Below are 14,829 nucleotides of genomic sequence, written 5' to 3' on the forward strand. Positions count from 1 at the left end.
CGGCGAAGGATCGCCGGGGAGGCTCCGATGATCGGCTATCTCACCGGCGCGGGTCCTGCTGGACGCTGAGGGCGTTGAGGATCGGGTCGCCCTCGCCCTTGTCGCGGCGAAGCTCGATCGTCAGATCACCACCGGCGTGCTCGACGGTCACCATGTTGATGTCCGCGGTCTGCGCACCCACCTTCGCCTGCACGTCGTGGTCGTAGAGCACGACCTTGCCGTCGGCGAGCACATCGAACGCACGCTTGCCGGCCTTCACCTTCTCGATCTCCGCGAAGTCGAGGCCGACCCGGTACGTCCCGGCGGGGGCGTTCTTGAACACGTAGCTGAACGTCTCGCCGGTCCGCTGGGTGCGGAACAGCGCGTCGTCCTCGGTACCGGCGATGTCGGCCCTGGTGGTCCGCGCCTTGCCACCGACGTGGCCCCACGGCCGCGAACCGAGCTCCTGGTCGGGCGACCAGACGAAGCCGTCGGCACCGACGTGCCCGGATCCGCCGACGTCGACGCCCTGCCAGTAGGCCGAGGTCGCCAGGCGGACCGGCGTGAACTGCGCCTCCCCCTTGCCGGCGTTCGACGCCACCAACACGTCGCCGACGAGCACGCCGGGCTCGACGCCGGTGTTGTCGACAGTCGCCGTGACAGTTGTGGACGCGCCGACCGCGAGCGTGACCGGGCCGGTTGCGGCCGCGCCGGTGAGGGTCAGCCACGGAAGGTCGGCGGCCTCGTGCCCGCCGTCGCTCGTGCGCTTCTGCTCGCTGACCCGCACCTCGAGCGGGGCGGAACCGGTGTTTGTCACCGTCACGTCGGCAGTGACCTGCTGGCCCTTGTCGAGGAGCCAGTCGAAGTCGCCTCCGGTGACGGTGGCGATGCCCGAGGTCAACGCCGTGTCGACCACCTCGGCCTGATCCTTCTTGGCGATGGTCACCGGGTGGCTGACGGTGACGTAGTTCGGCGACGACACCTCCACGGTGTTTTCGCCGACCAGCGCCTGCGCCTTCCACCGGCCCTTCGCGTCGGTGGTGATGACCCGCTCACCCGCCGGCCCCCTGAGCGTGACGATCGCGCCCTCCATCGGCTTGCCGTCGTTCTTGTCGGTCACCGTTCCCTCGATCGTGCCGGCGGCCGGGAGGGTGTACTCCAGCCCCAGGCCGGCCTTCAGGACGGGCTGGTTGAAGGAGTGCTGCCCCGCGGGGTTGCGGGTCAGGCTCTCCACACCGACCGTCGCCGACGACCCCCGGGTCAGCGCGTTGTCGCCACCGATGCCGTCGCCGTACCCGATCTGGATCCGCCCGTCGGCGATCAGGGTGACCGAGAAGCTCACGCGCGCGGCCCGGTCGTTGTAGAACGCGACGTTGCGCCACTCGATGACCTCCGCCGCCGAGCCGTCCACCTCGGTCCTGCCGAAGTAGATCCCGGCCTCGTCGTCGACGACGAGGTCGTCCCAGAGCGGGTAGATCGCGTCGATCGGGTACGGCCCCGGCAGCGCCGTGTTGCCTCCCGACGTGCTGGCCCGGTCGAAGGTCAGCGTGCCGTTCGTCGTCACGCACACGCCGTCCCAGGCTGTGTCGTAGAACGGGAACAGGAAGCTGCTGTCGAACCACAGCACGCCGCAGAGGTCGTCGCCGCGCCACCCGGACTCCTCGGTGCCCTGACGGTAGAGCCCGTCGGTCACCTTCATCGTGTACGAGCGACCGGCGGGAGCCACGGGCACCGGGCCCGGCTCCGGCTGCTCGGGTTGGGGCTCCGGCTCCGCCTGCTCCGCGCGCGGGTCGAGCGTCACCCGCAGCGCGGCGATGGTTGGCGGCTTCAGCCCCTTCGAACCCCGCAGTTCCACGGTCAGCGGACCGCCCTCGTGCTTCACCACAGCGTTGCGCCAGTCGGCGGCGTTCGGCCCCACGGCCGCCGCCGGGTCGTACGCGTACTCCGCAAGCGTTCCGTCCACGACGACGTCGAACACCCGCTTGCCCTTGGCCACCTTGTCGATCTCGGCGAACCCGAGGTCGATCGCGTAGGTGCCCTTTGGCGCGTCGGGGAAGCGGTAGAACAACTGCTTCTCCGTCGTGGTGCGCTGCGACTGGAACAGGGAGTCGTCGGTCGTACCGTCGATCCCGGCCTTCGTGGACGCGACCTTCGTCTTCCCCTCGTAGCCCCACGCCGTCTTGCCGGCGGCCTGGTCCGCCGACCAGGTGAAGCCGGAGCCGTCGGTGAACTTCGCGCCGCCGGCGTTGACGCCGACCTGGTACTTCGTGGTCGTGAGCGTCACCGGGACGTAGGTCTTGGACTGGCGTCCGGAGTCGGACCGCACCACGATGTTCGCGCCGATGACGCCGGGCTTGGCGTCCTTCGACGAGATCGCGACGTTGACGGTGGTCGACTCGCCCGGGGCGAGGGTGCCGCCGGTCGAGGAGAGCGTCAGCCACGGCAGGTCGGTGACCAGGTCGTCCTCGACGTCGACGAGCACGACGTCATCGGCGATCTGGTCCGCCGCCCACAGCGCCCCGGTCGCGTCGGTTTCGAGACCGCCGCCCTGGCCCACCTTCTGGCCCGGGAACCACCACGCGTTCACCAACGAGCAGTCGTCGGGGTCGACCTGCAGCAGGCGGGTGGGCCGGTTCGAGGTGAGGTCGGTGTACCAGATGGTGTCGGACGCCTGGTTGTAGGCAAGGCCCATCACCTCGGGCAACGGCGGGGCGCAGAAGGACAGCAACGCACCCGGCTTGTCGTGCGACGTCCCGGCGACGGTGCCGATCATGCCGTTCGCCCGGCCGCCGACGTAGAACACGTCCGCCTTCGGGTTGTAGGCGAGACCGGTCAGCTGCAGCGTGGACCAGTCACCCTTGATCTGCCGGGTCTCCTTCCCGGTACTGCGGTCGAAGCAGTGGATGTAGCTGGCCGGGCTGTCCTCCATCTGGCACATGTCACCGGTCTTGGTGTCCAGCGCCATGTCGAACGCCCGGTACGAGGGGTTCCACGACGCGTCGAAGACCTTCCCGGTCGGCTTGCCCGTCACCGTGTAGGCGGTGTTGGTCCGCTTGTTGTAGTCGTGGACCCAGACGTCGCCGTCGTACCCGATGCCGGAGGGCTCCTTCTCCGCGATCGTGCCGGGGATGGCGATGCGGGTGAGCACGTCACCGCCGGCGGTCGGGCCGACAGTGGCGGCGGCCTGTGCTGCCGCGGCGCTCGCCGTCGCCGCCTTGCCGTCGACGTTCGACGGCTTCATGCCGCTCGCACCGGCCTTCCACGCGGTGAGGTCGATCGTGCTGGCCGCACCCTTGCCGATGCGCCCGGTGGCACCGGCGGCGTCCAGCTCGGGGTGGCGCGCGGCCTCACCCAGGGTGTACGTCAGGGGAGCGGAGCCGTTGTTGGTGAGCGTCAGCGAGCCCGCACCGTTCTGGTCGGTGCCCAGCAGCGCGTCGAGTCCGTCGGCCTTCAGACCGGCGACACCCGTGGTCAGACGCGCATCGATCGTGGCGCTCGCGTAGAGCTTGTCGAGGGCGAAGGGGTACGCCGCGGTGGTGTAGTTCGGCGCGTCGACAGTCATCGTGTAGTCGCCGACCGGAAGCTGGCGGTGCACGACGCCCGTCGCGTTTGTCGTGACGGTCTCGACGAGCCCCACCTTGTTCGTGAACGAGACCTTGGCCCCGGCCACCGGCAGCCCGTCGTTCTGGTCGACGACAGTCGCGTCGAGGTACCCGAAGTCAGGCATGTCGTAGCTGACGATCATCCCGTCGCGCAGCACCGGGGCACTCTCGGAGAACCGGATGCCGTCGACGCCGGCCCAGCCCTGGATGCCGGTGACGGCGTGGGCGCCGGCGGTCACCGGGTCGTCGGACCCGATGCCGTCGCCGTACCCGAAGATCACCGTGCCGGAGCGGGTGAGCGTGGCCGAGAAGCTGACCGGCTCGGTGTACTCCGACCGGTCCGGATAGGCCCAGAGCTTGGCGTGGCGGTACTCGACGACGAACGCGTCCTCGCCGTTGACCTTTGTCGCCGCTGTGAAGACTCCACCGCCGGGGGCGAACTCGACTGGCGTCTGGACGTAGAACGGGAAGATGCCCGCACCGCCGCTGCCGGGTCCGGTGCTGGTGTCCGGCGAGATCACACCGCGTAGGCCGATGCCCAGGGTGTCGTGGCTGCCGTTGTAGAGCGCGATCGGGAACGGCAGCTTCACCGTCGCCCACACGCCGCTGGTGAACGCTACCGGGTCGGTGCCGCGCAGGTACTCGCCGTCGGAGACGGCGCAGCTGTAGCCGCCCTTGTCGACGACGAGCCCGACGGGGATCTCCGGCGACTCGTTCTGCGCGCCGACGGTAAGCGGCACGGTCTTCGGCGAGAAGCAGGCGTTGGGCTTGACGTTCAGCTTGTACCCGCCCTCCGGCACAGCGGTGATCGTGAACGCGCCGTTGGCGTCCGTGCGTACCGGCTTCAACGGGGTGCTCATGACGCTGACGTCAGCGTTCCCGACCGGCTGCTTCTTGTCGTCGATGACCCTGCCGCTGATGTCGTGCCTGGCGGCGGCCGTGAGCGGCAGCTTGACCGAGGTGTCCTGGCCCAGGGTGACTGTGACGTTGGCGGTCGCGGTCAGGTAGCCGAAGACCTTGGTGCTGAGCTGGTAGTCGCCGACCGGAAGGTTCGTGGTGAACCGGCCGTCCTTGTCGGTGCCGATCGACCGGCTGAACGGTCCGCTGATCGTCACCTCGGCAGCGGGGACCGGCGCGCCGTCGGCGGTGACCACACCGGTCAGGGTGCCGCCCGTGCGGGGCGCGAGCTCGAGCAGGCGAACGAGGTCGAGCCGCCCTTCGCCGTACTTGTTGTTGACCTCGGCGGTGCCCCCGCACTCGGTGTCGTCGACGTCGACGGCCGACTCGGCGAGCAGCCGGCGGGTCTCCTCGACCCGACCGATCAAGGTCGGGTCGTAGCTCCACAGCGCCGCGACGGCACCGGCGACGTGGGGTGACGCCATCGACGTGCCGGACATCTCGGTGTAGCTGTTACCCGGGTAGGACGAACGGACGCCGTCGCCCGGAGCGGAGATCTCGGGCTTGATCCGGCCACCCTCACCCTCGCCCTTGCGGGAGAACGGCGCGAGCGTGCCGTCCGACGCGTACGCGCCGACGGAGTAGGCACCCTCGGCGGAGCCGGGCGAGGAGACGGTGTCGCAGTCCGCGTACGGCGTGGTGTTGCCCGACGACCAGACGCTGAAGATGCCCGCGGCGGTCCAGGCCTCGTCGACGGCCTGGAAGAAGTCGTTGAAGCTGTGCTCCTCCGTCTGGCCCCAGGAGTTGTTGATGATGTGGGGGCGCTTGGACGGGTCAGGGTTGTTTCCCTGGACGTCGGTCGGGGCGAGCAGCCACCAGCCGGACCGCAGCAGCGACTCGACGCCGCTGTTGTCGCAGCAGCCGTTCGTCGCGATCCACTGCGCGTCCGGGGCGACACCTACGTGGTCGGTGCCGTCCGCGCCGACCATGGTGCCCATGGTGTGCGTGCCGTGGCCGTTGTCGTCGCACGGTGCGCCAGCGCACGCGCCCCGGGTGGCCATCCAGTTGTAGTTGTGGTCGACGGTGCCGTCGGGTTTCGTGCCGCGGTACTGGTGGATCAGTGCGGGGTGGTCGAACTGGACGCCCGAGTCGAGGTTGGACACGGTGATGCCCGCACCGGTGGCGCCCATGGCCCACGCCTGCGGGGCGTGGATGGCGTCCAGCCCCCACGTGGTGGTGTCCGCCTGGACGCCGGCCTTCGGGGCGGCGGGGCGGGCCGCCTGGTCGGCGGGGACCTTCTCCTCGACGGGCTCGACCAGCGCGACCTGCGGCGTCGCGTGGATCTCGGCGACCTGCACCTTCGCGGCCACCCGCAGGGCGAGCTTCTCGTTGCCCCCCTTGACGAGCACGGCGTTGGCGATCGGGTAGGAGGTGTATGTGACCCCGGCCCGGTCAAGGTCGGTGGAGACGGACGCCAGGGAGTCCTTCGCCGCCGCGGCCAGCGCGTCGTAGACGAACTGACCGCGCGCGGCCCAGTCGGTGATCTTCTTCGTCGGTTCGAGGTCGGCCTTGGCGTCGAACGTGATCCAGAAGTCGGACTCCGGCGACGTGCGGAAGCGGTCCTTCAGGTTCGAGGCGATCTTGTTGGCGGCGGCGCTCGGATCCGGTTCGGCGGCGGCGGCCGGTGGCGCCTGGATCAGGCTCAGGCCTACCACTGTGGCCAGCGAAGCCGCGAGGGCTTTGAGTCTCATGAGAATCCTTCGACCTACAGGGGTTGATAGGGGTCGTGGTTCTGGTGGTCGTCGGCACCGTCACCACCGTCGGGGTCACCGGGGGCGGGGGCGCTGACGGGCGGCTCGCGGGGCAGCTGGCGGGGTGGCGGGTGTTCGATGGCGGCGTCGTCGTCACGCACGACGTGTCGCTCAGGCACGTATCGCCCACTGGCTATGGATCATCAGGCCATGCTCGGGGTGGCGCAGTCCCCGTCGCTATCCAGCGGATACGTCAATTTTCACGACGAGCCGTGCAGAGAGTCCTTTTCCGCGAACACGCCGGCCTCCACCGCCTTGACCGCGAGCGCGGTCCGGGAGGTCACCTTCAACTTGCGCATCGCCGCCCGCAGCTGCTGATCCACTGTGGCCGGTGACTTGGCCAGGATCCGGCTGATCTCCCGGTTGGTCTTGCCGGCGACAACCAGCTGGACCACGTCGAGCTCACGCGGCGAGAGCTGGTCGCCGTACCCTCGTCGGCCGCCGCGCCACAGTCGCGGGACCTCGGCCCCGTGTTCGCGCAGCCGCTGTGCGACCCGGTCCGCGTCACCACGGGCACCGAGCCTGAACAACTGCTCGTACTGTGCGGCAAGCAGCTCTCGGCCGTGGTCGATCCGGCCCAGCGCGATGAGCGCCTCGGCTTGCCGCTCCCGGGCCAGCATGGCGTCGTAGGGACGCGGCAACGCGCTCCAGGCGCGCGCCGCCCGATCGTAGGCCGCCGCCGCGCGGGCGTGGTCTCCGTTCGCGGCGAGCAGCAGGGCACGGCAGACCGCGAGCGCGGCACGGGGTGCGGGCGCCGTACGGCCACGCAGCCCTCGGGCGAGCTGCTCGCCGAGGCGGGTCGCGCTCTTGACGTCACCTGCGGCGAGGTGGGCCTCGATCTGGGCGGGGACGAGGTCCGTCGCCCAGATCCAGATGCCCTTTCGCCGGATGGTGTCCATCGGCTCGTCCGTGATCCGCAGCGCCCGGCCGCTGTTTCCGTCCGCCAGCCACAGTCTGGCCAGCGCGGCGGCCGCCTCCATCGTGTCGTCGGCCGCGCCGAGACGGGTGGACTCCTCAAGGACCAGGCGGAACTGCTCCTCCGCTGCGCGCCGCCGTCCGGCCGCGGCCGCCAGCCGGGCCGCGAGCCGGATGCTGCCGAGGTAGTGCGCCGGCCGGTCCCGGTCGGCGTCGGCGAGTGCCACGCTCTGCTCGGCGAGACCCTCCCACCGTCCGGTGAGCCACGCCAGGTTGGCCTGTTCGAGTCGCACGTTGTGGTGCAACCGGGACGCCTGCTCGGTCTCGGCAAGGTGCATGGCCACGGCGAGGTGTCGGTCCGCGTCGGCGTACCGGCCCCAGATCACCGCGCCGGTGCCGACGTTCGCGTGGATGCGGGCCACGTCGAGGCGCTCCGCCGAGGTCGCGCCGTCGATGGGCAGGCCGGCGACGACGTCCCAGGCCTCCTCTTCGCCGAGCATGAGCAACGCGGCGGCCCGGTTACCGGCGAGGTTCAGCCGCTCCGCCGGAGAGTCGAACGCGGTGGTGAGCTCAGCGGCCCGATCCAGCCAACGCCGATGGGTCGACGCCGGCCACGGTCCCGCGTACGCCCAGCCGAGGTAGGTCATCGCCCGGGCCGCCTCGACCGGGTCATGGTCGAGGTTCGCCACCGCCTGCTCGAGCTCGCCGAGCGCGGCCTGCGCCTGCCCCGCGGTGATCAGGAGCCGACCGAGGGGGTTGCGGATCTCGGCCTGCTGCCGGGCGGAGAGACCGGGGGTGTCGAGCACCGAGCGCAGCGTACGGATCACCCGGTGGTGGACCTGATCGACCCGTTCTCGACGGCCCAGTGCGGCCACTCCGGCGATGCGCGCTATCCGGGCCCGATCCGCCGGCGGCAGCACCGCCCGCGACATCAGGTCGACGAGCGTGTCGACCGCCCTGGTGTGGTCACCCGACGCCATCGCCAGCTCGGCACCCTGCTCGGCGTACCGCGCCCAGGACCGCGTCTCGCCCGCCTCACGGAAGTGCTGGGCAAGGCGTGCGACGGGCGGCGGGTGGATGTCCTCCAGGGCCCGGCCGGCCAGCAGGTGGAACTGTCTGCGTTCGGTCAACGGGATCGCCTCGTAGACGGCGGTGGCGGCCAGCACGTGCCGGAATCGCCACCGACCGCGGTCGTCCGCGTCCAGGACGCCGGCGTCCGCCGCTTCCGAGATGCCGCCGCGACACTCGGCGGGTGACAGACCGGCGGTCACCGCGATGGTGGCCACCGACGACCGCTCAGCCAACGTGGCGGCGGCCCGCAACACCTGCTGTGCCGGCGGGGACAGTCGGCCCACCCGCTCCCGGGTGGAGTCGCGCACGGTTGGCGGCACCCGCAGCTCGCGCAGCTTCAGCCGGACCCACTGCCCGTCGCGGAAGACGAGGTCGGCGCGGTCGCACATGAGGCGAACCGACTCCTCAAGCACCAGCGGAACGCCGCCGGTCCGCTCGTGCATGAACGTCGCGAACTCCTGCGATATCTGGTTGCCGGCCAACATCGACGACATCAACGCCGCCGTGTCGTCAGGTCGCATCGGCGCCAGGGCGATCCGCAGCTGGGTCACGCCGGCCGGCAACCGGGACGTCAACCGCAGCAACAGCGACCCGTCGTCCACCTCCTCGGGCCGATAGGAGACCACCAGGCTCGGCCCGTCGGTGTGCTGCCGGGAGGAGACGAACAGCAGGAACTCCAACGTCATCTCGTCGGCCCAGTGGGCGTCCTCGAGCACGAGGACGTCGACCCGAAGCGCCCGCAGCAGCTCGTCAAGGGCCCGGAACAGGCGGTGCCGCGCCGCCTTGGCGTCGTCCAGGGCCTGGAGCGCGGGCGGCAGGTCCGCGGACCATTCGGGGAACAGGGGCCGTAACGCGCCAGCGAGGGCGGTGAGCGGCAGTCGCGACACCGGGCTGTCGATCCCACGGAACGCGTCGACGATCGGCCCCAGGGTCAGCGACTCGCGCAGCGGTGGGCACACCGAGACCAGTGCGGTGCGCTGGTCCGGCGCCGCCAACCACTCCCGCAGCAGTCGGCTCTTGCCGATCCCCGCCTCGCCCTCCACGAGCACGATCGCCGGTGGCCGGGCCACCGCGCCCCGGAGCGCTGCCAGTTCCCGATCGCGTCCCACGAAACGCGGCGCAGAGACCGTCGGTGCGGTTCCGGCGTCCTCGGGCGAGGGGTCGAGCATGCGTGATGATCTCGCTTCTCGCTGCTCGGACGCAAGTACCGGCGGCGACCCGGGCTGCCGTCACCCGCAGCCGGAGTGCGCGTCGTCGGCGTGGCCGGCTCGTCGGTGGCGACGACGAGGCGAGCGATCGGCGCGGGCTGGACCCACTCGGTCCCGACGGTCAGCGGCCGAGCCCGGCGCGGGACTGGGTCATCCCTCAGCAGTGGGTCGGCTGCGTACCACCAGCTCGTCGATCTCCAACCGGCCGACGCGTAGCTCCCGCACCACCGCGCGGCGAATCGCCAGCCGCCCGATGACCAGCGCCCCGACAGCCACGGCCCCGACGGCCAGGGCCCCCACGGCGAGGGCACCGACCGAGGCCGCGCCAGCGGCCCGCGCGCCGGTGGCCACCGCGCCGTCGGCGCGCGTACCTGTCAATCGCATCAGACGTACGTCTCGCTTCATCCCGCCATTGTCCGCGTAGCGGCCGGCGGTCGTGACCCGACCACTGATGTCGACAGCTGCCGGGCCCGTGGCGACCGGAGCAGCGGTCGACGGCTCAGTCGCTCTCGTCCACGAACTTGTAGTAGCTCATCCGGAACCGCTGGAGCAGGGCCCGCATGAAGTCCGGGCCGGACTGCGGCAGCACACGATCCGGGCCGGCCGGCACGCCGTTGTCGTAGAAGTCCCGCGCCAGCGCACCCCACTGCGGGTCGAGGATGTCGAGTGACACCGGCTGACCCGGTTGCCAGCGGAACTCGGCCACCCGCCGGTTGGTGTGCTGGGCGAAGGAATACAACGCCACCCGGGTCGGTGCCTGCTCGGTCATGCCTACCTCCCTGTAGTACAACGGTTTCTCTGGTCGTCGCTGGCGAGCGGAGCACCCGCCTCGCCTCGCCGGTGCTCATGCCGGTCGAGCGACGCGTCGTCAGCTGGCGTCGGGGCCGAGGGGCCGCATCAGCACCGGGTGCCCCCGCCCCGAGCTGACGAAGCCGAGCGTGCGGTAGAGCGCGAGGGCCGCCTGGTTGGTGTCACTCACCCGCAGGCGTACCTGATGAAAGCCCGCGGACCGGGCCCGCCGGAGCGCGCGGGTGATCATGGCGGTAGCGAGGCCGCGGCGTCGCCAGGGCACTCGGCTGCCCAGACAGTGCAGCACCGCTGTGGATTCCTCGTCGTCGTCGGCGAGCGCGAACAGGAAGCCGGCCACCGGGTTTTCCGCCTCGGCCACCTCCGCGAGCACCAGGCAGGACAGCTCGGGTAGGAACCGGGGGTGCCCGACGGCGTGCGACGGCCAGCTGCGCTGGTCCGGTTGGATGGCGGAAGGGCTGTCGGCGTACGCCTCGTTGTGGGCCAGCCGCGCCAGCTCCTGGTAACGCTCCTCGACGGGGCCCGACACCAGGCCGGGTGGCAGCACCTCGACGGGCGGCGGCTCCGACAGCGACAGGACCAACTCCCGCTCGTGCCGGACCAGTTCGAAGCCCTGCCGGATCAGCAGTTCGCGCCCGGTGTGATCGTCCTCGGCGCACCGGGTGCCGAGGACTGCTGCCTGCGCCGTTCCGTGGGTCTGCCGCACCTGCTCCGCCCGCGCGAGGAGCCAGCGCGACAACTCCGCCCGCACGTCGCTCCCGGCATCGGGTCGGACCACGTGTGCCAGCCGGATCCGGAGCACGCCGTCGACCACCCCCATTTCCGCGACCTCACCGTAGGCGGCGACATCCCCGTCGTCGTCGCGGCCGACCCGGGTATTCGCCGTGAGGTCCGGCCCGAGGGCCGCCAGTCGTGTGGCCACGTCGTCGGCATGCTGCTCCAGGCCAACGGGTGCGACCGCCTCGACTCGCCGGAACAGGGCAGCCAGCGGCACCGCATCGGTTGGCGCTGCGGAATTCCAAAGCTCGATCATCATCGACGGTGATGGTAGGGGGTGGGCGCCGCGCGCGGGGACCTGTCGCCCGCGCGGAGGGCAGCCCTCCCGCCGGCCGCAGGCAGGTCACTGCGCGGTGTCGCCGCTGCGGAGCCGGTCCAACTCGGCGAGGTACATCGCCTGCATGAGGCCGAAGTGCCGGACCAGCAGCGTGACCTCCTCGGCGCGGTAGCCCCCGATGAGCCGCTCGGCCCGCTCGGCGAACCGCTCGTACGGTCGCCTCAGCTCGGCGATCCGCTCCGGTCGCAGGGTGACGATCACCCGCCGCCGGTCCGCCGGGTCGCGCGTGGCCGTCACGTAGCCCGCCTGCTGGAGCCGGCGGAGCATGCTGGTCACCGCCCCGGTGGTGAGGTTGGTCCGCTCGGCGACCTGCCCCGCGGTGGCGGATCCGACGTCCGTCAGGTAGTCCAGGCACTCCAGGTCGGTCACGGTGAGGCCGAGCCGCTCCGCGATGGCGTACCGGAACACCATGGACAGCCGCGACGTCTCCCGCCCGGCGCGCATGAGGTCGGCGAGCGCGGACGCGCGGGCAGAGTCGTGGGACACGACGGTAATCATGCCTCCGGTACGGTGACCCGGTGCAGCCGAGGTAACACGCGGGTCAGCACCCAGTGCGGTGCCGACGCGCCTCCGGTGAGGCGACGCATCAGCCCGGCGGCGGTGTCGACCGCGCGGAAGGCGTAGGGCACCATCTCGTTCTGGTAGCCGGCGATCGCCTCCTCCACCGGCGTGCCGTTGGCCCGGGCCTCGACCAACCGGTGGCCGAGCAGGGCGGCGTCGCGGAGCGCGGTGTTGCCGCCGTGCGCGCCGAACGGCGGCATGACGTGCACGGCGTCGCCTATCATCGTCGCCCGGGGCACCGTCCACCGGCGCGGGCGGCGGCCGGTGGCGAAGAGGTTGAGCACCGTGGCATCCAGCTCGGCAGTGCCGACCAGCCGCCGGATGACCGGGTGGAAATCCGCACTCATCCGGGAGGCCAGTCTCCACAGCGCCAAGAGGTCCCCGCGCACGCCGACGGGCACCTCCTCCTGCCGGAGCAGCAGACCCCACATGACGTAGTCGTAGCCGCTGGGCGCGTAGCTGCCCGGCGCCAGGCGCGCGAACGCCTCCGGCGGGCTTTCGCCGAACCGCATGGACGTGAAGAAGAAGGCGCGACCCGGCCGGTCGGCGATGGCCAGGACCCCGCTGGTGCGCAGCGCGTCCGGGATCATGCTCATGCCGTTGCGCCACAGCGGCGACCGGCCGTAGATGCCCGCCATCGAGGTGTTCGCCGGGTCCGCGTCCGGCATGAGCTGGGCGCGCAGCGCCGAGCCGACTCCGTCCGCGCCCACGACGACGGTTGCCGCGGCGGAGCCGCCGTCGGAGAACCGCAGCCGCAGTCCTGCCGGGCCGCCGCTGTCCACCGCCACCGCGTCCTTGCCGTAGTGGATGCGTCCGTCCAACCCGGACAACAGGATCGAGCGCAGGGTGAGCCGGTCGACCTGGCGGGTCGCGTGCGGCTCGTCCTTGAAGGTGATGGTGAACGCGTCGCGCAGTCGACTGTCGGTGAAGCGCAGGTGCCCGCCGGGCTCGTCGCCGGTGGTGAGCGCCAGGTTGTACAGCTGGCGGGGCAGGCTCTCCCGCAGCGCCGCCAAGCCGTACCGGTCGAGGATGATCCGGTAGCCCTGCCGTCGGACGAAGGGGCTCGGGTCCCGCTCGTAGACGTGCACGTCGATGCCGGCGCGGATCAGGTACTGGGCGAGGCAGAGCCCGGAGAGGCCGGCGCCGGCGATTGCCACCGAGAAGTCAGTCGATGTGCCCATGGGAATTATCTTAATGACTAAGATGAATTGGGCAAGACCACCAGCCGAGACGCTGGCGCGCTCCACGTGGCTCCGGGCCCGGAGCCGGTGGCTCCGGGCCCGGGTCAGCGTCCCGAGGCAGCGGGTGGGTACCTGTCGCCGATCAGGGGCTGGTGCAGGAGAGGCTGCCGGGGGCGGCGTTGCTGCTGCCGTTGACCAGGAAGCCGAAGGTGGTCGAGGCGTTCGCGCCGAGAGATCCGTTGTAGTCGGCGTTACGAACGCTCACCGTCCCGCTGGTGCCGGTGTTGATGCCGTTCCAGACGTTGGCGATGGTCTGCCCACTTGCCAACGTCATCCGTACCGTCCAGCCGCTGAGCGTGGCGGACCCGTTGTTGGCCACGGTGACCTCGCCCTGGAAGCCCCCGCCCCAGTAGTTCACCATGCGGTACGTCGCGCTACAGGCACCCGTCGGCGGCGGGGTCGTCGGCGGCGGAGTGGTCGGTGGAGGGGTGGTCGGCGGCGGAGTGGTCGGCGGAGGCGTCGTCGGCGGCGGGGTCGTCGGCTGGGTGCCGGGCACCGTGGTGGAGGCGGCGTTGAGAGCGTTGAGGACTGCGGTGTACGCCGCCTTCGGGTTGCTGTTGCGGTCGAACAGCAGCGGACTCTCGTTGCCCCGCCAGGAGTCGCTGTCCCGGATCCCCCACGTGGTGATCCCGACGCAGCGGGGAACGTTCATGCAGGCCTGGGTCAGGCCCTGGTACTGGCTGGTGGAGGCGTTCGTGACGTCGGCCTCGGTCAACGCCACGTCAACCCCGAGCTCCGCGAAGCTCGACAGCGTCTGCTGGAAGTTGCCCGGCAGTGAACTGCCACCGGTGAAGTGGGTCTGGAGACCGACGCAGTCGATCGGGACGCCGCGGGCCTTGAAGTCCCGGATCATGTTGTAGACGCCCTGCGTCTTGCCGTAGGTCCAGTTCTCGATGTTGTAGTCGTTGTAGCACAGCTTCACGCTCGGGTCCGCCGCGCGTGCGGTCCGGAACGCCACCTCGATCCAGTCATTCCCGGTGGACTGCAGGTTCGATGAGCGTCGGCTGCCGTTCTCGGCGAAGGCCTCGTTCACCACGTCCCAGTAGGCGAACTTGCCCTTGTAGTGCGCCATGACGCCGTTGATGTGGCTGATCATCGCGGTCCGCAGGGCGCTGCCGCCGAGGCTCCCCCAGAATCTCGGCTGCTGGGCGTGCCAGGCCAGGGTGTGGCCCCGGAACCGCATGCCGTGCTGGGTGGCCCAGTTGTAGATCGCGTCGCCGTTACGGAAGTCGAACTGACCGGGGTTGGGTTCGGTCGCGTCGGGCTTCATCTCGTTGACGGCGGTCATCATGTCGAACTCGCGGTCGGCGATGGCCAGGAAGCCCGAGTCGTTGAGACGGTCCGCCCCCATGGCAGCACCGAAGTACCGGCCACTGCGCTCGGCGGCGGCCTGGAGCGTGGTGCCGGGCGGGCCACTGAGATCGGCTTGGGCGAAGGGTGCCATGGCCATCGAGGCCACGACGACCGCCAGGGCGCAGGCCCCGCCCAGCAGGAGCCGGGTGGCACCCCTGGTGCGGTGTTTCGGTCGAGCGGGTACGTCGTTCATCTGCGTTTCTCCTCGGTGTGACCACCGGCCGCTGCCCGGATCGCCCGGTGGATGAAATGCACAGGCGTCGTACGCCC

The 14,829-nt window shown here is 70.8% G+C and carries 9 protein-coding genes; all 9 read right to left on the minus strand.

Annotation, left to right across the window (positions count from 1 at the left end; all coding sequences use genetic code 11):
- Positions 1–40: 40 nt before the first annotated feature.
- The 9 genes from AB0B85_RS01270 to AB0B85_RS01310 all read right to left on the minus strand — a co-directional run bounded on the left by AB0B85_RS01270 (position 41) and on the right by AB0B85_RS01310 (position 14,752).
- Positions 41–6,229: a S8 family serine peptidase gene (locus AB0B85_RS01270; protein ID WP_357402234.1), complete on the minus strand. Its 6,189-nt coding sequence runs from the start codon at positions 6,227–6,229 to the stop codon at positions 41–43.
- A gap of 14 nt (positions 6,230–6,243) precedes the next feature.
- The gene (locus tag AB0B85_RS01275) at positions 6,244–6,390 is read right to left on the minus strand and encodes a hypothetical protein (protein ID WP_357402236.1); all 147 of its coding nucleotides are present in this window, start codon (positions 6,388–6,390) and stop codon (positions 6,244–6,246) included.
- Between the two features lie 99 nt (positions 6,391–6,489).
- Positions 6,490–9,444 (minus strand): AAA family ATPase, encoded by a 2,955-nt coding sequence (locus AB0B85_RS01280; RefSeq protein WP_357402238.1) that lies wholly within the window; start codon positions 9,442–9,444, stop codon positions 6,490–6,492.
- Positions 9,445–9,633: 189 nt separating this feature from the next.
- On the minus strand, positions 9,634–9,888 hold the full coding sequence (locus AB0B85_RS01285; RefSeq protein WP_357402240.1) for a hypothetical protein: 255 nt from the start codon (positions 9,886–9,888) through the stop codon (positions 9,634–9,636).
- 94 nt (positions 9,889–9,982) lie between these two features.
- On the minus strand, positions 9,983–10,252 hold the full coding sequence (locus tag AB0B85_RS01290; protein WP_357402242.1) for a hypothetical protein: 270 nt from the start codon (positions 10,250–10,252) through the stop codon (positions 9,983–9,985).
- 99 nt (positions 10,253–10,351) lie between these two features.
- The gene (locus tag AB0B85_RS01295; protein ID WP_357402244.1) at positions 10,352–11,326 is read right to left on the minus strand and encodes a GNAT family N-acetyltransferase; all 975 of its coding nucleotides are present in this window, start codon (positions 11,324–11,326) and stop codon (positions 10,352–10,354) included.
- An 84-nt stretch (positions 11,327–11,410) separates the two neighbouring features.
- Positions 11,411–11,890: a MarR family transcriptional regulator gene (locus tag AB0B85_RS01300; protein WP_357402246.1), complete on the minus strand. Its 480-nt coding sequence runs from the start codon at positions 11,888–11,890 to the stop codon at positions 11,411–11,413.
- Positions 11,891–11,898: 8 nt separating this feature from the next.
- On the minus strand, positions 11,899–13,146 hold the full coding sequence (locus AB0B85_RS01305) for an NAD(P)/FAD-dependent oxidoreductase (RefSeq protein WP_357402248.1): 1,248 nt from the start codon (positions 13,144–13,146) through the stop codon (positions 11,899–11,901).
- Between the two features lie 142 nt (positions 13,147–13,288).
- The gene (locus AB0B85_RS01310; protein WP_357402250.1) at positions 13,289–14,752 is read right to left on the minus strand and encodes an endo-1,4-beta-xylanase; all 1,464 of its coding nucleotides are present in this window, start codon (positions 14,750–14,752) and stop codon (positions 13,289–13,291) included.
- Between the last annotated feature and the right edge of the window lie 77 nt (positions 14,753–14,829).

The organism is Micromonospora sp. NPDC049044 (assembly GCF_040649215.1).
In the GTDB taxonomy this organism is placed as follows: domain Bacteria; phylum Actinomycetota; class Actinomycetes; order Mycobacteriales; family Micromonosporaceae; genus Micromonospora.